The organism is Micavibrio sp. TMED2 (genome assembly GCA_002168225.1).
Lineage (GTDB): Bacteria > Pseudomonadota > Alphaproteobacteria > TMED2 > TMED2 > TMED2.
In genome coordinates this window covers 40,684-59,155 of sequence record NHBH01000005.1, presented here as the reverse complement: position 1 = coordinate 59,155, position 18,472 = coordinate 40,684, and the positions used below count along the sequence as shown (strand labels likewise).

Annotated in this window: 18 protein-coding genes and 1 tRNA gene; 8 read left to right on the top strand and 11 right to left on the bottom strand. The window is 59.6% G+C overall.

The features are described from left to right. Positions 1 to 65 precede the first annotated feature (65 nt). Both CBB62_10605 and CBB62_10600 read left to right on the top strand, forming a co-directional pair. Positions 66 to 1,799: a hypothetical protein gene (locus CBB62_10605; GenBank protein OUT40228.1), complete on the top strand. Its 1,734-nt coding sequence runs from the start codon at positions 66 to 68 to the stop codon at positions 1,797 to 1,799. Positions 1,800 to 2,018: 219 nt separating this feature from the next. After that, positions 2,019 to 2,459, top strand: a complete 441-nt coding sequence (locus CBB62_10600) for a hypothetical protein (protein ID OUT40227.1) — start codon at positions 2,019 to 2,021, stop codon at positions 2,457 to 2,459. Here CBB62_10600 and CBB62_10595 read toward each other — a convergent pair. The 3 genes from CBB62_10595 to CBB62_10585 are packed head-to-tail and all read right to left on the bottom strand — an operon-like array spanning position 2,448 to position 4,908. Continuing rightward, positions 2,448 to 2,747, bottom strand: a complete 300-nt coding sequence (locus CBB62_10595; GenBank protein ID OUT40226.1) for a hypothetical protein — start codon at positions 2,745 to 2,747, stop codon at positions 2,448 to 2,450. The two genes, CBB62_10600 and CBB62_10595, sit on opposite strands and share 12 nt — an antisense overlap. Further along, entirely contained in the window at positions 2,747 to 4,114 is a 1,368-nt protein-coding gene (locus CBB62_10590; GenBank protein OUT40225.1) for a glutamate--cysteine ligase, read from the bottom strand. The genes CBB62_10595 and CBB62_10590 overlap by 1 nt, the downstream gene beginning before the upstream one ends. Before the next feature lie 41 nt (positions 4,115 to 4,155). Continuing rightward, entirely contained in the window at positions 4,156 to 4,908 is a 753-nt protein-coding gene (locus tag CBB62_10585) for a 16S rRNA (uracil(1498)-N(3))-methyltransferase (GenBank protein OUT40282.1), read from the bottom strand. Positions 4,909 to 5,001: 93 nt separating this feature from the next. On the opposite strand from CBB62_10585, the gene CBB62_10580 reads away from it, so the two are divergent. Then, positions 5,002 to 5,985 carry a 4-hydroxybenzoate polyprenyltransferase gene (locus CBB62_10580; protein ID OUT40224.1) on the top strand — a complete coding sequence of 328 codons (984 nt, stop codon included), beginning with the start codon at positions 5,002 to 5,004 and terminating at the stop codon, positions 5,983 to 5,985. Between the two features lie 3 nt (positions 5,986 to 5,988). On the opposite strand, the gene CBB62_10575 is transcribed toward CBB62_10580, so the two are convergent. Together CBB62_10575 and CBB62_10570 are read right to left on the bottom strand one after the other, a co-directional pair. Continuing rightward, positions 5,989 to 6,432, bottom strand: coding sequence for a hypothetical protein (locus tag CBB62_10575; protein OUT40223.1), 444 nt, complete (start codon positions 6,430 to 6,432; stop codon positions 5,989 to 5,991). Positions 6,433 to 6,457: 25 nt separating this feature from the next. Continuing rightward, positions 6,458 to 7,285, bottom strand: coding sequence for a hypothetical protein (locus tag CBB62_10570; GenBank protein ID OUT40222.1), 828 nt, complete (start codon positions 7,283 to 7,285; stop codon positions 6,458 to 6,460). 139 nt (positions 7,286 to 7,424) lie between these two features. Here CBB62_10570 and CBB62_10565 point away from each other — a divergent pair, with 139 nt between their 5' ends. The 4 genes from CBB62_10565 (at position 7,425) to CBB62_10550 (ending at position 11,996) form a co-directional block, all read left to right on the top strand. Next, on the top strand, positions 7,425 to 8,771 hold the full coding sequence (locus CBB62_10565) for a modulator protein (protein ID OUT40221.1): 1,347 nt from the start codon (positions 7,425 to 7,427) through the stop codon (positions 8,769 to 8,771). Between the two features lie 158 nt (positions 8,772 to 8,929). Beyond that, entirely contained in the window at positions 8,930 to 9,901 is a 972-nt protein-coding gene (locus CBB62_10560) for a hypothetical protein (protein ID OUT40220.1), read from the top strand. A gap of 60 nt (positions 9,902 to 9,961) precedes the next feature. Continuing rightward, positions 9,962 to 10,420: a hypothetical protein gene (locus tag CBB62_10555; GenBank protein OUT40219.1), complete on the top strand. Its 459-nt coding sequence runs from the start codon at positions 9,962 to 9,964 to the stop codon at positions 10,418 to 10,420. 1 nt (position 10,421) lies between these two features. After that, positions 10,422 to 11,996 carry a hypothetical protein gene (locus CBB62_10550; protein ID OUT40218.1) on the top strand — a complete coding sequence of 525 codons (1,575 nt, stop codon included), beginning with the start codon at positions 10,422 to 10,424 and terminating at the stop codon, positions 11,994 to 11,996. Here CBB62_10550 and CBB62_10545 read toward each other — a convergent pair. The 3 genes from CBB62_10545 to CBB62_10535 all read right to left on the bottom strand — a co-directional run bounded on the left by CBB62_10545 (position 11,953) and on the right by CBB62_10535 (position 14,890). Next, positions 11,953 to 12,804: an IclR family transcriptional regulator gene (locus tag CBB62_10545; protein ID OUT40217.1), complete on the bottom strand. Its 852-nt coding sequence runs from the start codon at positions 12,802 to 12,804 to the stop codon at positions 11,953 to 11,955. The genes CBB62_10550 and CBB62_10545 overlap by 44 nt on opposite strands. 156 nt (positions 12,805 to 12,960) lie before the next feature. Then, on the bottom strand, positions 12,961 to 14,100 hold the full coding sequence (locus CBB62_10540) for a carnitine dehydratase (protein OUT40216.1): 1,140 nt from the start codon (positions 14,098 to 14,100) through the stop codon (positions 12,961 to 12,963). Positions 14,101 to 14,104: 4 nt separating this feature from the next. Continuing rightward, the gene (locus tag CBB62_10535; protein ID OUT40281.1) at positions 14,105 to 14,890 is read right to left on the bottom strand and encodes a citryl-CoA lyase; all 786 of its coding nucleotides are present in this window, start codon (positions 14,888 to 14,890) and stop codon (positions 14,105 to 14,107) included. Between CBB62_10535 and CBB62_10530 the strand changes: the two genes are divergently transcribed. Further along, positions 14,438 to 16,468, top strand: a complete 2,031-nt coding sequence (locus tag CBB62_10530) for a hypothetical protein (GenBank protein OUT40215.1) — start codon at positions 14,438 to 14,440, stop codon at positions 16,466 to 16,468. The genes CBB62_10535 and CBB62_10530 overlap by 453 nt on opposite strands. 6 nt (positions 16,469 to 16,474) lie before the next feature. On the opposite strand, the gene CBB62_10525 is transcribed toward CBB62_10530, so the two are convergent. The 3 genes from CBB62_10525 to CBB62_10515 all read right to left on the bottom strand — a co-directional run bounded on the left by CBB62_10525 (position 16,475) and on the right by CBB62_10515 (position 18,426). Then, on the bottom strand, positions 16,475 to 16,918 hold the full coding sequence (locus tag CBB62_10525) for a hypothetical protein (protein ID OUT40214.1): 444 nt from the start codon (positions 16,916 to 16,918) through the stop codon (positions 16,475 to 16,477). Between the two features lie 34 nt (positions 16,919 to 16,952). Further along, positions 16,953 to 18,347 (bottom strand): hypothetical protein, encoded by a 1,395-nt coding sequence (locus tag CBB62_10520; protein ID OUT40213.1) that lies wholly within the window; start codon positions 18,345 to 18,347, stop codon positions 16,953 to 16,955. 2 nt (positions 18,348 to 18,349) lie between these two features. Further along, positions 18,350 to 18,426: transfer RNA gene (locus CBB62_10515), tRNA-Arg, on the bottom strand. Positions 18,427 to 18,472: the final 46 nt, after the last annotated feature.

Below are 18,472 nucleotides of genomic sequence, written 5' to 3'. Positions count from 1 at the left end.
TGTGCTAAATCATAAGACATATAAAAATTGCACAGCGCCCGAAACAACCTAACTGACCTTTGGCTATGAGCAGGCAAGTTGATCTGTCGCTTGACCGCGATCAAATCGAAGCAGCAACGGAAGAGATCATCACAAGCGGTGTCTTGGGTGAGAAATCCCGCCTGCGCGAGCTGCTGCGCTTTGTGGTCGACGAAACCCTCGAGGGGCGCAGTGATCACCTGAAAGCCTATACGATCGGTACCCTTGGCCTCGGGCGCGGCGATGATTTCGACCCGAGCAGCGACAGCATCGTCCGGGTCGAGATGAACCGCCTGCGGCAGGCGCTGGATCATTTCTATGCCACGCAGGGGGCAACACAGCCGCTGCGGATCATCATTCCCAAGGGAACCTACAAACCATCCTTTGAATTTGTCGAGGTTGAACAACCGGAGCCGGTCGAACCAGCCGTGACGCCCCGGCGTGTATTTCCGCTGCCATCCACCTGGGCCGTCCGTGCGGGTCTGCCGGTATTTGCCGGGGTGGTCGGCCTGCTGCTGCTTTGTGGTCTGGTGATCTTGCTGATCCGGCAATATGGCGAGCATTACGGCTTGCCGGTTGATCTTGGCGGCGGTGAACTCTCGCCGCCGATCATTGAGGTGGAGCGGTTCGCAAATAATATTACCGATCCAGAATTCCGCTATTTCGCTGATGGCATACAGGTTCAGCTGGTCTCTGACCTGTCGCATTTCAGAACGTTGCGTATCCGGTCTGTGCCAGCATTTGAAGAGTCGCGGCAGATTGAGGTGCATCCTGCTGCGGATTACCGGATTGGAGGTGCCGTCAGCCAGATACAGGACAATATACGCCTGACCATGACACTATCTGATGCCGATACTGCCAATGTCATCTGGAGCACGACCCGGGATTTTGATGTCGTCGATGATGAATTGTGGAGCCGGATGCTGACCAGCGTACGGACGATTGTTGCACAAATCGGGGCGCCAACAGGCATCATGGAGGCCAATGGCTTGCGTCATATCGAGTTGCAGGAGCGGATCGGTGCCTTTGAGGGGGGCAGCAGTTATGAATGCCTGTTGCAGTGGCATGCCTATGACGCAACCAAATCCCAGTTGCTTGAGCCAAAGGTTCACAAGTGCCTTAATGAGTTGATCGAGAATGACACCCAGGACGCCAGTATATGGGCTGCTTATGCGCTTATGCGTTTTCTCGACTGGAGCAAGCAAAGTGATCTTGAAGATCGTACGGCGCTGATCGAGGGGTTGGAAGCGGCGCGTCAGGCCATCCGGCTCGACCCGACCGATGCTTCCGGCCATGAATATATGGGCAATATCCTGATGGCCCAAGGCGCACTCGACGAGGCGCGCAAATGTTATGAATGGGCAGTCACCCTTAATCCGTCCAAGGCTGATCCTCGGGTCATGCTGGGTTGGAACAAGATCCGACGAGGTATGTGGGATGAGGGCGTGGAGGATATTTACCGGGGTATCGGCATGAGCCCAAATCCGCCAGGCTGGTTCCGGATTCCGCTGTCTGTCTATTACTACCGTCAGGGTGATTTCGACCGGGCCTTCAATCAGGCCGAGATCATTATCGCCAGCGGTGATGAGAGGGGCATCCCGCTGGCGCTTGCCGCTGCTGTGCGCCTCGGTGCCGAGCGGGAAATTGTGCGCCTGACCTATATGCTGCGCAACTCGGGACTCAATGCCGATGACCCGATGTCGAGCATCCGGTCAGTGCTGAATATGCCGGAAATCATCTCTATGTATGAAGACGATATAAATAGTCTCAGTTTTAACTGATCCCAGACCGTCTGATTTGTGTCTCTGTATATGGTTGAAATATAAGCGTTTCACATTGTTACAACGCTGCCTGAACTGGAAACTTTACGTATAGGTAAGTATCTCCCTGTCATCGCGTGAAAGCGATACTCGGTGGGAAGAGCCATGTGGGTGGCGGCTAGAACGGTCGCTGCCCACGCCCCCTATAACGCCCATCGGTAACCAGACGAGGTATCCCCCATGGGCAGATTTTTCCATGACCATAAAGTCAGCGATGCGCTGAGACTGTTGTGTATTGATAATGATCCGGCGAACCGTCGATTGATTGCCGAGTACGCAAACATACTCAACTGGTCTGTCTGCCTGCCTGCCGATCTTGCCAGCGCCAAGAGTCTAGCCAGAGAGCACACATTCAATGCGATTGTCATGGACAGGGATCTCGGCGCCGATGTTGTCGGTACAGACATTATGCGCGAGTTGCGAGACGGTGATGGTCCGAATGCAGATACGCCGTTCCTGATGTGCACGGGGCGACAGTGGGAAGAGATTGCTGCCGAAGTGCAAGCGCTCAACCTCGGTGCCTATCTGCAAAAGCCGGTTTCACTCGCCCGGTTTGAAGAGGCAATCCTAAGCATTCTGGATGAGCAGGTTTTTTACCCGTCAAACGATTCAGTCTGCTGATTGCTGACGTTGCTGTTTTCTGTAACGAATAGCCGTAACGACAAGCGTTGTAACGCCCGCAATCAGGGTCAGTGGCACCGAGCGTATCAAGGCCCAGATCAGAACATTGAGAGCGCCCACCCTGGGCGCTTCTGATGTTGAGACGCCAGCCACAAACATGAAGGTGAACAGGCAGAATGCGGTGCCAATCAGGCCCAGCATGCGTTGCCGGGTTTCCGCATGATCGGGGCTGAGCAATATCTGTTTGCAGATGCTCGCCAGTCCATCCTGTTCTGTGGAAGTGCTCATCAGTATGCGTACTCCCGGTACAACGGTTCGATGGCACCGTTCCATTCGGTCTCAAACCGTTTGCGCTTCTCTGCCGCCGGGGTGATGCCGGTTTCCACAGTCTCGAACAGCGGATTCAGGAAGCCACGCTCGTCGACACCGACCCAGTCGAGTTCGGCGCGGCGCTTCAGCCCTTCGCGGGCAAGGTCGAGAACGGTTTTGCCAAGATCGCGCAGGGTGCCGTCCCGGAATGGAGTATTGAGCCCATGGGTCGGGGTCAGCTTGCGCAGGCTGTCGCGCTCTTCGGCGGTCCAGTCGCTGACCAGACGGTCCGCCTGATCCAGTACATCGTTATCATACAGCAACCCGACCCAGATCGCGGGCAGGGCGCAGAGATTGTCCCAGGCACCACCATCGGCTCCACGCATCTCGATATAGCGCTTGAGGCGCACATCGGGGAAGACGGTGGTCAGGTGGTCGCGCCAGTCCGAGATGGTCGGTAGCTCACCGGGCAGCAGGGGCAGTTTGCCCGCGAGGAAATCCCGGAACGACATATCCGAGGCGTCGAGATACTGGCCGTCGCGATAGACAAAATACATCGGCACATCGAGCACATAATCCACATAGCGCTCGAACCCGAACCCGTCCTCGAAGGCAAGTTCGAGACCGCCAGTACGGTCGGCATCGGTATCGGTCCAGATATGGGCGCGGTAGCTCTCATAGCCGTTTACCTTGCCCTCGGTGAAGGGCGAGTTGGCAAACAGCGCGGTGGCCAGTGGCTGCAGCGCCAGCGAGACGCGCATCTTCTTGATCATGTCGGCTTCGGTGGAGAAGTCGAGATTGACCTGCACGGTACAGGTCCGGCTCATCATATCGAGGCCGAGCGAGCCTTTACGCTCCATGTTCCGACGCATGATGGCGTAACGCCCCTTGGGCATCCAGTTGATCTCGTCCCGCCGCCAGTTGGGAGAGAAACCCATGCCGAGCATACCGATATCGAGCCGGTCGCCGACGGTCTTGGCCAGCGTCAGGTGCTTTTTCAACTCGCTGCAGGTCTGGTGGATGGTAGCCAGCGGCGCACCGGATAGTTCAAGCTGCCCACCTGGTTCGAGCGAGACCGAGGCACCATCCCCCGTCAGGCCGATGATATGTTCACCCTCCATGATCGGTTTCCAGCCGCTGATGCCCTGCAGCTCCGTCAGGATCGTGCGGATGCCCTTTTCACCATCATAGGCGGCAGGCTTCAGGTTCTTGTTACAGAACACGAATTTCTCATGCTCCGTGCCGATCTTGTACTGGTCGGCCGGTTTGCAGCCGAGTTCCAGTTCCTCGACCAGCTGTCGGCGGTCGGTAATCGGCATATGGTCGGGTTTGGTCGGGCCGGACATGGCTGTTTCGCCTATGTTTGTATGACAGGTTGCGTCGCGGGTCAGGTTTCTGACTGCCGGAGGTTCTGGACAATCGCAAGTGCGGACAGGGCAGCCGTTTCGGCCCGTAATATCCGTGGTCCGAGACTGATGCGGTCAGCAAATGGCAATTCGGTGAAGAGGTCAAGTTCCGTACTGCTGAACCCGCCTTCCGGACCGATCAAGATTGCGAGATTGCCAGCGGGCAGCGTGTCCTGCCGCAACGGAATGGTGGTGTCACGTTCAGCCGCGATCAGCAGGCGATCCGCGCTGTCCCAGCCCTGCAGGACGGTTGCCAGCGGGGTCAGTGGCAGGATCTCGGGCAGGTCGAGGCGCTCGCATTGTTCGGCTGCCTCAACAGTGATTTTCCGCCAGCGATCCAATTTCACGTCCCGGACCGATGTGTGTTCGCTCAGAACCGGTTGAATCGTGGTAACCCCAAGCTCGGTTGCCTTCTCGATCAGCCAGTCGGCGCGGTTCTTCTTGATTGGTGGAATAATCAGGGTGAGCGTTGATGACAGTACGGGTTGCGGGCGTTCCTGCACTGTTGGGGTAACCGTGGCATCGCGCTTGGAAATGGCCGTGATCTCCGCCCGCCATTCCCCGTCCCGCCCGTTGAACAGGGCCAGTTCGGCCCCAGGAGCGAGGCGCAGGACGCGACCGAGGAAATGGGCGCGGTCCGATGACAGGATTACGGGTTCGCCCTGCCGCAGATCCTCTTCCACATGAAGTCTGGTGGCCAGATCGGTGCTGGTGCGGTTTGGGCTTGTGGACATATCCATCGGGAAATCATCACGATATTTGGCATCAGGCTGTTGCCTTGCTAGATACTCCCGGAGCACTGCACTGTCCATGATCCATCGCGCACTATGACCCCAGAGCACCAAGACGCCCCAGCCGCTGACGTCACGAACGCTGAAAAAGCGCCTGCAACGGGAGCGGGTCATACGGATATTACCCGGCGGAGCCTGATCGAGCGGCTGCTGCCTGCCGCCGCCGGGCCCTATATCCGGCTGGCGCGGCTCGACCGGCCGATCGGTACCTGGCTGCTGCTGTTTCCCTGCTGGTGGTCACTGGTGTTGGCCAGCCCGGTGCCTCAGACGGTCCAGCTCTGGTATGCACTGCTGTTCGCCATCGGTGCCGTGGTCATGCGCGGGGCCGGTTGCACCATCAATGACATTCTCGACCGCAATATCGATGCCCGGGTTGAGCGCACCCGCAGCCGCCCCCTGCCATCGGGTGAGGTGACGCTGGCTCAGGCAATCATGTTCTTTGCCGTGCAATGCCTGATCGGCCTCCTTGTGCTGGTGCAGTTCAATGCCCAGACCATCACCATCGGCGCGTCATCCCTGTTGTTGGTGGTGACCTATCCCCTGATGAAGCGGATCACCTACTGGCCGCAATTCTCTCTCGGTCTGACCTTCAACTGGGGGGCGCTGGTCGGCTGGGTCGCCATGACCGGCACCCTGTCATGGCCGCCGCTGGTGCTCTATCTCGGTGGCATCTTCTGGACGCTCGGCTATGACACCATCTATGCCCATCAGGACAAGCAGGATGATGTCGAGGCCGGGGTCAAGTCACTGGCCTTGCGTCTGGGTGAAAACAGCGCGCCGTGGATTGCGGGGTTTTACATCATTGCCTGGGTTTGCTGGGTGATCGCCACCATCGGGGTCAGCGGTGATCACTGGCTGTCGGCGCTGTGGCTGATACCGGTGGCCATGCACTTCTTCTGGCAGTTGCAGGCCTGGCGACAGGATGATCCGGCGAGCGGGCTGGCGATTTTCCGGTCAAACCGTTGGGTCGGCTGGTTGGCGCTGGCCGGTTTTGGCATGGCGATGAGCCCGCCGATCTAGCGCTTATGCGCCGTTCCCTGCTTCGTTATCTCCAGCTTCGTCATCCACTTCTTCCGGCTGGCCTTCATCCGGGCGGATCAGCGCTACCACGGCCCCCGTGGGGTCGGAGATGATCGAGATACGGCCCAGTTCCGGGATATTGGTCGGCGGCAGACGGATCGCGCCACCGGCATCAATCACCTGTTTCGCCGTCGCGTCCACATCCTCGACCGCGATATAGGAGGTCCAGAAGGCGATCGCTTCCTCGCCATCGGCATCATCCATGTGCAGCATGCCGCCGATGCCCTGACCCTCATGGAGCCAGACCGAATAGGTGCCGAAATCACCGAGATCAACCTGCTGGCTCTTCCAGCCAAAAACCCTGCCGTAAAATTCACGGCAGACATCGGGGCGGCTGGTGGCCAGTTCGTTCCAGATGAACTGGTTGGTTTTGATCGGCATGGTCATGACCGCGATACTTAAGCAGAATGCGTCACAGCAGCAAGGTTTGCAGCGTGATCGGTGGTGTTTTGCCGGACACTGTGCCCTGCCGGTCAGTCTCTGCGGGTTGCCATGGAGCAATGGCGTGCCGGGCGAGCCGGTCAACCCGGCGCTGACGCAACAGCGGATCGGCAATATTGCCGGCAATGAACTGGTTCAGGCCGATACCGGGCGCGAGGCGACGGCACAGGAAGCGCTGCATTGCCGGTTGGCTCATCCGCGCCTGCCGCCGGTCATGCACCGGCAGTTCCGCCATACCGATCGAACGGTGTCCGAAAGTGGCGATGGTGCCTGCGCGGTGGCGATAGAGTACCACGCTGCTGACGTCGCCGGGCACGCCGCTGTCAGCCTCAACCGGTACATCGAAGCGGTCATAGGCAATGCCGAGGCCCTCGGTCTCGTCCATGCGCACAAATTCCGACGGGGTCAGCCAAACCAGCATCATGGCGCAGATGGTGCCGGGTGCCCGCACCGGGGTTGCTGGTATTGCACCGTAATGGCCGATCGAGGCCGCGAAATGCACATCGATGCCGTTGACCCAGACCGGCCAGACCGGGATGGCGAGCGGTTCGCGCCAATCGGCATATTTGCGCGCCAGTTGCCGGGCCGCCCGGTTCGAGCCGACCGCCAGCGTTGGCGCGCGTCCGCGCAGCAGGGCTGCCGTATCATCTTCCGCGGTCCATGCCCGGACCCTTGGCTGCAGAAAGCCGCCGCCGGTGACGATCATTGGCCTGTAGGCGCAGTCATAGGGATAGGTTAGCGCCCGGCGTGCTGCCAGCCGGGTGAGGCGATAGGTATTTTCTGTGGTGAAAATGCTCATTGATGGAAGACGGCTGCTTGTTTTGCCCGTGCACCCTGTTACATACCATTGGACGGATATTGTATAGGCGTTCTGCCTCGGGCTGATCGATACGGCTCGATTTCTTTACCTGCCGGCTGACAAAACGGACTTTCTCGATATGGCTTATGATCGCGACCGCGACACGACTTTTCTGGGTGACCTTATCAAGCGTGCCAAATCCTATGGCGCGGATGCCGCCGATGCGGTCATGTTCGACCAGACCTCGATCAATGTGGGTCAGCGTCTGGGCAAGCCGGAAACCATCGAGCGCTCGGAAAGTCAGGAAATCGGCCTGCGGGTATTCGTCGGCACGAAGGTGGCCAATGTCTCCACCGGTGACCGCAAGCCCGAGAGCATCCAGACACTGGTTGAGCAGGCCGTCGCCATGGCCCGCGCAGTACCCGAAGACCCCTATGCCGGGATCGCGGACAAGGGACAGCTGGCAACAGAGCTGGTCAATGTGGACAGCCTCGACAACACCGAGCCGAGCACCGAAAGCCTGATCGAGGTTGCGAACGAGACCGAGGCGGCGGCCCGTGCGGTACCCGGTGTCACCAATTCCGAGGGCGCGGATGCCGGTTATGGCAAGACCCGCGTGACCCTTGCCACCTCGAACGGTTTCCTCGCCAGCTATGCCGTGACCCGGCACACGGTATCCGTCTCGGTTCTGGCCGGTGAGGGTACCAAGATGGAGCGCGATTACGACTATGCCTCCAAGGTTTATCGCAGCGACCTGCCACCGGCAGCCCAGATCGGCAAGACCGCCGGTGAGCGGGTGATCAAGCGGCTCAACCCGCGCAAGGTGCCGACCGGCAAATATCCCGTGGTCTTTGACCCGCGGGTATCGCGCACGATCCTCGGCCATCTGAGCGGCGCGATCAACGGCCCGTCCATCGCCCGTGGCGTCAGCTTCCTGAAGGACAAGCTGGGTGAACAGATCCTGCCGATCGGTACGCTGGTGGTGGATGATCCCTTCGTCAAACGCGGGCTGCGCTCGCGCCCGTTCGACGGTGAGGGACTGGCCCCGATGCGCCGGAACATCATCGAGAACGGCACCCTGACTACATGGTTCCTCGACCTGCGTTCTGCCCGGCAACTGGGGCTGGAGAGCACAGCCCATGCGTCACGCGGATCATCCGGCAATCCGAGCCCGTCACCGAGCAATCTGGTGCTTGCCGCCGGGCGTATCTCGCCAGAAGAGCTGATCCGCGAAACCGGTACCGGCCTCTATGTCACCGAGTTGATGGGGCAGGGGGTTAATATGGTTACCGGTGATTACTCGCGCGGGGCTGGCGGGTTCTGGATCGAGAATGGCGAGATCGCCTATCCGGTCGGTGAGATCACCATCGCCGGCAATCTGCTCGATATGTTCATGTCCATGACCGTGGCCGATGATCTCGAGCGCAAATACGGCGTCGACGCCCCGACCCTGCGGATCGAGGGCATGACCATCGCGGGCAGTTGATCCGCAAACGGTTTCCGGCCTTTCAACCATAGCGTGAAACATCATGGTGCAAGCCCCATTCGGCTTGACGATGTTGGTATGGTTCTTTAATCTTCAAATAACGAAAAAATTTTCGATATACGAAAATATCAGAGAATGCATTAGGGAGGACTTCAACTATGCGACAATTCTTCAAATTTCTTGCGCTGCCGGTTGCACTGCCGGTGGCTCTGGCCTTCGGAACCGCACAGGCGGCGGATTATCCGAGCAGCCCGGTTACCATGGTGGTGCCGTTCGGTGCTGGTACCTCGACCGATCTGGTTTCCCGCATACTGGGCGATGCCATGTCACAGGATCTGGGTCAGCCATTCGTCATGGAAAACCGTCCCGGCGCCGGTGGCAGCATCGGTACCGTCGAGGTCGTGAAGGCCGATGCCGATGGCTACAAGATTTCCATGGGTACTGTCGGTACGCTGGCGATCAACGTCTCGCTCTATGACAACCTGCCCTATGATCCGCAGGCCGATCTCGAGCCGATCGCGCTGGTTGGCTATACCCCGACCCTGCTCGTCGTCGACAGCGATTCCCCGTACAACAGCCTCGATGATCTGATTGCGGCCTCCAAGTCTGGTGACGGCCTTACCTTCGCCTCTGCCGGTAACGGTACTTCCGGTCATCTGGCCGGTGAGCTGCTCGGTATCGAGAGCGGTGGCCAGATGCTGCACATTCCGTTCAATTCCGGAGCCGAGGGCCTGACCGCTGTCATGTCCGGCGAAGTCGACTTCATGTTCTATCACCCGGTTGCGGCCCTGCCGAATATCGACGCAGGCACCCTGCGGGCGATTGGCGTCAGCGGTGCAGATGGCAGCCCGGTGGCACCGACCGTTCCGGCGATTGCCGATACCTATCCTGACTTCAATCTGGTTGCCTGGTGGTTGCTTGCGGCCCCTGCCGGTACCCCGAAGCCGGTGCTGGAGAAGCTCTATGGTGCGGTTCAGACAGGTCTCGCGGATGACGCCGTTGTGGCGCATTTCGAGAAAAATGGTATTCGTCCAGGCAAGCTGAAGTTTGATGAGCTGCCTGGCTTCATCTCTGCGGAGATCAAGAAGTGGGGCGATATCGCCAATGCGGCGAAAGCCCAGGTCGACTGATCATAATCAGCCAAATGACAAAAGCCTGAAAACACAGGCTGCTGAAACCAAGGGGAAGAAATGTTCTGGACCATTCGTGTGAATGGGCGTGCAGAGGCCGTGATAGCCGGTGCCCTGATGATTGCCGGGATCGTGATCGCGGTGGTCGGCGAGGGTTATGGTCTCGGCTCCCTGCGACGCATCGGTCCGGGTTTCTTCCCCACATGGCTCGGCATCGCCCTTGCCGTGCTGTCAGCGATGGCAGCGCTCAAGGCATTGACGGTGCCGGGCGATGATATCGTCCTCGAATTGCGCTGTCTGCTATGGACCGCAATCGGCATTACCGGTTTTGCCCTGCTGATCGAACTCGCCGGTATCCTTGCTGCAGCTCTTGCCATGGTGTGCTGTGTCGCGCTCGGACAGGGACGGTTCAACCCGCTGCGGGAGGTTGCGACGGCGGTTGGCCTCTCGATCGGCGGCTATCTCATTTTCGGACAGATACTGGGCATCCCGGTTTCCCTGATTGCAGGATTGCTCTGACATGGAATTGCTGTCCAATCTCGCACTCGGTGCCCAGGTTGCCTTTCAGGCGGATGCCCTGCTGTTCTGTTTTATCGGTGTCACCCTTGGCACCCTGATCGGTGCCCTGCCGGGTATCGGCCCGCTGGCGGCGATTTCGGTCTGTCTGCCCCTGACCTTCGGGATGGAGCCGACCGTCGCCCTGATCATGCTTGCGGGCATTTTCTATGGTGCGCAATATGGCGGGTCGATTGCCTCGATCCTGCTGAACCTGCCGGGAACGCCCTCGACCGCGATCACCGCGCTTGATGGTTACCCGATGGCGCAGAAGGGCCGTGCCGGGCTGGCGCTGTTCATCAATGCGTTTGCATCCTTCTGCGGTTCCAGCATCTCGATCCTGCTGCTGATGTTCTTTGCGCCGTTCATTGCGGCCATCGCGCTCAAATTTCACTCGACCGAATACTTCGCCATCATGCTGCTGGGGCTGGTCTCGGCCGCCACGCTCAGCGGTGGTGCGCCGGTCAAATCGCTGATCATGGTGCTGTTCGGGCTGCTGCTCGGTGTGGTCGGCCTCGACAGCAACAGTGGCACTGCCCGCTTCACCCTCGGCTTTCTCGAACTGAGTGACGGGCTGAGCCTGATCCCCGTGGCCATGGGGCTGTTCGGGGTTGCCGAAGTGCTGATGAAGATGGAGGCAGCGCGCAAGTCCGATGCCTCGCCAGCGAAAGTCGAGCGGGTGCGTCTCGCCGATCTGATCCCCGAGCGCAGCATTCTGCGCAAACTGGTGGCGCCGATCCTGCGCGGTGCCTCGGTCGGGGCGGTCATCGGTGCCCTGCCAGGTGCCGGGCCGACGGTTGCGTCCCTGATGGCCTATTCCTTCGAGAAACAGACCAACAAGGCGGGCGATAAGTTCGGTACTGGCGAACCGGCTGGCGTTGCGGCACCCGAGGCGGCAAACAATGCGGCGGTTCAGACCGCCTTCATTCCGACCCTCGGGCTGGGTATTCCCGGCGATGTGGTCATGGCGGTGTTGCTCGGTGCCATGATGATGCATGGCATCGTCCCCGGCCCACGCTTCATCCCGACCGAGCCGGAAGTGTTCTGGGGGCTGGTCATCAGCTTCTGGCTCGGCAATGTCATGCTGCTGATGCTCAACCTGCCGATGATCGGCGTGTTTGTGCGGCTGCTGTCGGTGCCTGCCTCGATCCTGTTGCCGATCATTGTGTTCTTCATCTGCATGGGCTCATACAGCGTCGCCAATAACCCGTTCGATATCTACGTCACCCTGTTCTTCGGTGTGCTCGGCTATTTTCTGGTGAAGAGCGGCTTCAGCCCCGCGCCGGTGCTGCTCGGCTTTGTCCTCGGCCCGCTGGTCGAGGATAACCTGCGCCGGACCATGACCATTGCCCGCGGCGATGCGACGGTCTTTCTCGACCGGCCGATTGCGCTGGTGCTGCTGATCATGACTGCACTGGTGGTACTGCTGCCAATAGGTCGTGCGGTGATGAAGATGCTCGCCGAGCGTCGGGCCGGACGAGACGGCGATGCCGGGTCTAAAAGCGTATTGATGCAGCCAGTGCCGGATAGCGAGCAATAGCAGCGGTAATCGCCGATGCCGTGCGCTGCATTTCCACCAGCCGTTCGGAGACCAGCTGTTCCGGGCTGACCATGCCGGTATAGCCGGATGTATTGAGGGCCGCGATGATCTCGTTGCCCTGTCCGCGAATGGGTACGGCCAGTGCCGTTACACCGTAATCGAGCTGATCCACCGCCGTGGCATAGCCGTTCTTTCTGGTCTCGATCACGATCTCGCGCAGTTGCTCACGGTCGGTCACGGTCTTGCCGGTCAGTGGCTGAAGGTCGGCCTCTGCCAGATAATCGTCCAGCGCCGCATCACTGAGGCCGGAGAGCAGAACCCGGCCGAGCGAGGTGGCATAGGCAGGGTAGCGGGCACCGACCATGGCCGAGGCGCGTCGGGCGCGCTGAACCGAGACATGGGCGATATAGATTACATGCTGGTTGTCACGGGTGCCGACAGAGCAGGCATCACCGAACAGTTCCACGACCCGGCGCAGATCCGGCTGCAGCAACTCCTCGATCTGTGCGGATACGTAATAGGCGGTGCCGAGTGCCATGACCTTGGGCCGCAGGTGGAACCGCTTGTCGCTCTGGCCGACATAGCCGAGCGACATGAGGGTCAGCAGCGAACGCCGTGCTGCCGCCGGTGAGATATTCACCCGGCGGGCGACTTCGCTCAGGGTCATCTCGCGATGCCCGGCATCAAAGCATTCGATGATCGCCAGCCCTTTGGCCAGCCCCTCGACATACTCGGCTGGCTTCTCGGCTTTTTTCTGTTTCTTTGGGTGCTGGCTGGCGGGCCCGGTTTTGGTCTGTAACTGCGACATACAATGGTCCTGTCGATCGGGCCCTTTCCCGAGTTTGCGACATTCCGGTCAATCCCAGCTTGTCGGCTTGCTCATGGGGGCAACGTTCTCATGGCTATATCAGTTCCGGGCCATGAAGTAGAAGGCGTTCGGCGGAGTACGCCGGATTTACGCCGGTCAAGTGGCTGATTTTACGCGGCGCCGGATATCGTCTCCATGTTCATCCAGAACTGGCGGTGGCACGACCGTCCGGTCGGTTTCGCCGTCGAATGTATAGGGTGGGCGGACGGTGGTGAAGGTGCCCATCTGCGGATGCTCGGCGGATACCTTGATGCCGAGATGCTGCGCCTGTGCATCCTCCAGCGCTTCATTGGAATCATAGGCCGGTGAGTGTGGCACCTCATTGGCCAGCAGCCGTTCGCACCATATATCGCGGTCCGCCGAGGCAAAGACCGGAGTGAAGATCGCGATCAGTTCATCCTGATTGGCAATACGGTCCGGGCGCTTGGCAAAGCGCGGGTCACTGGCCAGTGCCTCCTGTCCAGTGGCGGTGAGCAGGCCGGTCCAGAATTTCTCCGGTGACGACAGGTGGAAGGCAATCCATTTGTCGTCCTTGCAGCGGAAGGTATAGGACTGCGAAACCGATGGGCGGCTGAGCGGCCCCATGATCTCGCCCTCGCTGTAATAATGGGTGAAGCTGTCCAGATTGAAATGGCACATGGCCTCAAGCATGGAGATGTCGAGACGGTGGCCCTTGCCCGATTTCGCCCGTTCCAGCAGCGCCGCCATGATGCCGGTGGCGGCATACTGGCCGGTGATGGCATCGGCAATCGCCGGGCCGATCACGCGCGGATTTTCCGGCGGCGTCACCAGCCGCAGAAAACCGCTCGCAGCCTGTGCTACGGTATCAAAGGTCGGGCGTTCCGCACCGGGACCGGTCCGGCCGAAACCGGAGATGGCGCAATAGATCAGATCGGGGCGAATGGCCCGCAGGTCATCCTCGCCAACACCGAGCTTTTCGGCCACGCCGGGGCGGAAATTCTGGATGAAAACATCGGCGTCACGGATCAGCCCATGCATGACCTCCAGATCTTCCGGCTTGGTGGTATCGAGGGCGATGGACCGCTTGTTCCGGTTATAGGTCTGGAAATGCGGGGAATAGAGCTCGCCCTTGAAGGCACGGAACGGATCGCCCATGCCCGGACGTTCGACCTTGATCACATTGGCACCGAGATCGGCCAGCTGCATCGCTGCCGCCGGACCGGTGATATAGGTGCCCATCTCGATGACGGTGACGGATGACAGGATATTGGCCATGGGCTCAGTCCTTCGCCGCCGGTTCGCCGTCATAGCTGATCGCGAGATCGGCATGATGCGACATGATAAAGCCGATCGACCGGCGGGATTCCTCGAGCAGATGGGCAGCGAGACCGGCGGTGCGGGCAAGGATAGGGACGGCTTTCAGGGCATCGACCGGCCAGCCTGCATCCATGACCACAGCGGGAATGGCGCCGGATATATTGATCGGCAGCGGACGGTTCATGATGGCCGGGGCGCGCTCACCCAACAGGCGCAGCATGGCAACCGCCGGGCCGCTGACCTCAAGCTCGTCGGCGAGTTCGAGCAGCCGGTTGGCGCGTGGATCACCGCTTGAATGCTGCGGATGGCCGAGGCCGGGCACCTTGCGCCGTTCTGCCTTCAGCCTTTCAAGAGAGGCGGTGACCACGGTCTCCGGATCGCCTTCCTCGGCGAGCAGTTCGGCCAGATAACGACCAGCCACTTCCGAACTGCCGGCAACCACCGTACCCATGCCGAGGATACCGGCAGCCATGGCGCCCTGCCATGCTTCCGGTGCCGCGGCGAGGGTCATGCGGGCCGCCTGTACGCTCGGCACCAGCCCGTGCTCGGCAATCGACACCATACAGGCGTCGATGATCGTGCGTTGCGGTTGCGTCGGCTTCTCGCCGGTAACCAGCAGCCAGAAATATTCGGTGAAGTCGAGCTTGCCGATCAGGTCACGGCACAGATCATGTCCGCGAACCGTGACCGAGTCAGCATCAGAGGTAGCGATACCAGTGAAGGCCTGGTCCTGTTTGCCAATGCGCATGCGTTATCTTTTCGTATATCGAAGATTTTTTCTTATAACGAATTTAACCGTTGCGGCCCGACACTGTCAACCCGACAACGGGGCATTATCGGTGAGTGTCACTACAGTTTGGGGCGATGCGGGCATACAGTTATCAATGGTACTGTTATCGCGTGTCCGAAACCCGCAGATATTCCCCGCAACACCGCCCTATGTCAGGTCCCGATGTCTGAGCACAAGACCATCACCATTGAAGACAAGGTAAGCCAGCATGAGATCGACAAGCTGCCGCAATACCGGCGCAAGCTGCGTCGGTTGGAGCGCCGTCAGCAAATGGTTCGTACCTATAGCGTGATCGGTTTTGCCTCTTGGGGGCTTTGTTTTTCCGCCTGTGCTCTGTTGCTCTGGGCCATGTATGCTTATTACCAGAATACTGGGCTGTCGGGTGGGTTGATCGCCTTTGGCATGGTGCTGGTGCCGTTCATGCTGCTGTTCTGTTTTCCGATGATCGGCTATGTCTACGCTTTTATCACCGGGCATGATCCGGTGCGGGCCAAGTCGATTGCCGATCTGATCCGCCGGATTGATCAGGTCGAGGCGCTGCTCGGCAAGAGTATCTCATGGCTGAACGAGCGCAAGCTGCTGGAGAATATTGATCCGGCAGTACTGACCGATGCCAATATGGCGCGGCGCAGGTTCCTCCGCCAGCATTGCGTGAGTGGCATCACATTCATCATCCTTGTGACGCTTGGTTTCTGGCTGATTTATGACGAGTGGCCTGTGGTCAGCCGGTTTCTGGACAGCGAAACCAGTCTGTTGCCGCATATTGTTTATGGCGTGCTGTTTGCGTTCTTTGTTCTTGTCATCAAGGACGATACCTCCTTGGGTTTTTCCCGTTACCTCAAGGACAGTTTCTACAAGGATCTGCTGGCGCGCATTGATGTTCGCTATCGCCAGAAGGCATTTTTTCTGCCGGTCGATATTGCCGAACACGGCCTTGTCGATACCCATGCCGATTTCTTCTGTGATGAGGCATTCAGCCTGACCTATCACAATCGCCGGGTCGAGTTTCAGGAGTTTACCAACCGGTCCCTGCCACCAGATTTGAAGCCGAAGATCATCGAGAAGAAGCCGGGTACAGCACATTACATGCGTGGCAACTCCGATCGCAGATTGCGTGGGATTATGGCACGCATCGAATTACGGCGACCGCTGCAGTCGCAAACCATTGTCTATGCCAATGCGCTCGAGAAGAAATTCTCCCGTCCGAAATTCAGAAGCATCAAGCTGCTCAATGATGAACTGGAAGAGCGCTATACCGTGCAGTCAATGGATGAGGTGGAATCCCGCTATATCTTCGACCCGCATTTTATGGAGAAATTCCTGCGGCTGGCCGAACATCTCGGTACGGACAGGATTGTCGCCAGTTTCAAGGACAAGGAACTGCTGCTGCTATTGCTTACCGACAAAAATCATTTTGAAGTCGGGTTTTTGCGCGAGCCGCTGGTGCCCGAGAGTTTCGAGCCGTTGTTCCGCCATGTGATGATCTATCAGGAAATCGTCGATACCCTGGAACTGGCACCGAACCGCGGTCTCTGATCGGCCTTATTCCACCATGCCGGGCAGGGCGAATTGGCGCAGCAGGGCGCGGGTTTCATCCGGTATCGGCGTTGCCTTGCGGGTCTTGTCATCCATCAGCACGATCACAGTCTCGGCCCGCCCGGCAACCTTGCCCTCCTGCACGATCATCTGGCTGAACTGGATCGATGAGGTGCCGATCTTGGCAATGCCGCTGCCAACCTCGGTCGGATAGCGCCAGTCCAGCTCGGCGACATAATCCAGATTGAGATTGGCGATCACGAATTGCGTGCCCGGCGGTGACAGCCCCTTGTCACCGCTATAAAGCAGCCGCACCCGCCCGGTCTCCAGCAGCGTCACAAACACCGCATTGTTAACATGCCCCTGCCGGTCCGTGTCGTTATACCGAAGCGGCACCGTCACCCGCGCAGGATAATCGGCAATATCGGGAAGGGTGGTGGGTTTGGTCATGGGGTAGCCTTTACTGCCGGGGTGGCTTGGCGGTTCATTGGGAACGTTTCAATTCTTCTGCAACCGCATCAAACACGCTGTCCCAGTCGCCGGGGGTTGGTTGGCGGAACAGGCGCATGGAGGGATACCACGGCGTTGTCTCGCCCGTCGATCCATAGAGCCAGTAGGGGCGGTAGTGCAGCAGGTTCCAGATCGGCAGGCCGAGTGATCCGGCCAGATGGGCGATGCCGCTGTCGGTCATGATGGTGAGGTCGAGTTGCTGCAGGATGGCGGCGGTCTGGGCGAAGTTCTTGAGGTAGGGGCCGAGCTCGATCACCAGCCCCGATCCGCCGGCCTGTGCCAGATCGCCCTCATTCGGGCCTTTTTGCAGGCTGTAGAGCTGTACTCCCGGTATCTGTGCCAGTGGCAGGAAGTGCTCAACCGATGCCGCGCGCTTGCTATTGTTATAGAAGGCGGGATTGCCCGACCAGACGATGCCGATTTTCCAGCGGCCATTGCCGGCATCAAGCCGTTGTTGCAAGCGTTCCGGCAGCTTGGCTTTCGACATGAGGGGCGGCGGTGGCGGTGGTGCCTCGCGCGTCGGGTCGGTGCCGAACAGGCCGGGCAGGCTCATCATGGCAACGGCATAATCGAAGGCCTCAGGCTCTGTGACCTCAGCGGTGACCTTGCCGGGCAGGGTTGAGAACAGGCCATGCAGTGCCGGATTGCACAGCAGCGTTACCGTCGCGCCGCGTGCCGCCAGCAGCGGGATATAGCGGGCGCACAGGATCTTATCGCCGAAGCCCTGTTCCTCAAACACGAGTATGGTCTTGCCGCTCAGATCCTCGCCCTGCCAGAAGGCGAGATCGGCGGGCAACTGCTCCCGGATCGCTGCCCGCTGCCAGCGATGCTCGAAGGTGGTCCATGCTTCCGGGTAGCGCTCAAGATAGAACAGCGCCTGCGCGCGTTCCCACAACACCTGATTATGCTCCGGCTCCTGCTCCAGATAGCGGTCACAGGCGGTGAGGCTCTCCTCGAACCGCCCGGCCTCGCGCAGGGCCAGGATCAGGTTGCGCACCATGCGGATATCATCGGGCCGCTGCGCTACCGCCCGCTTATGACAGGCCACGGCCTCTTCCGCGCGATAGAGGTCGACCAGAATATTGCCGAGATTGGTGAGCACGGTCGGGTCATCGGGCATCAGCTCCTGCGCCCTCAGGGTACAGCCATAGGCCGCCTCGATATGCCCCTGCCGCCGCAGACACAGCCCAAGGTTCAGCCACGCGGTGCCATGGGCCGGATCAAGCTCCAGCGCCTGCCGGTAAAAACCGGCAGCCGCCGGCCAGTCCTCACGCTGAAACGCACCATTCCCCCGCCGATAAAACCGCTCGGCGGGCGACAGTGACGATGCAGCAGATTCTATTGGGGAAGTCATGGCAGTAGAAAACATAATGGCGCGCCCGGGAGGATTTGAACCCCCAACCTCCTGATCCGTAGTCAGACGCTCTATCCAGTTGAGCTACGGGCGCGTGATGCTGCGCGGGTGCATTGGGCATGACCTGAGCGGTATAACCT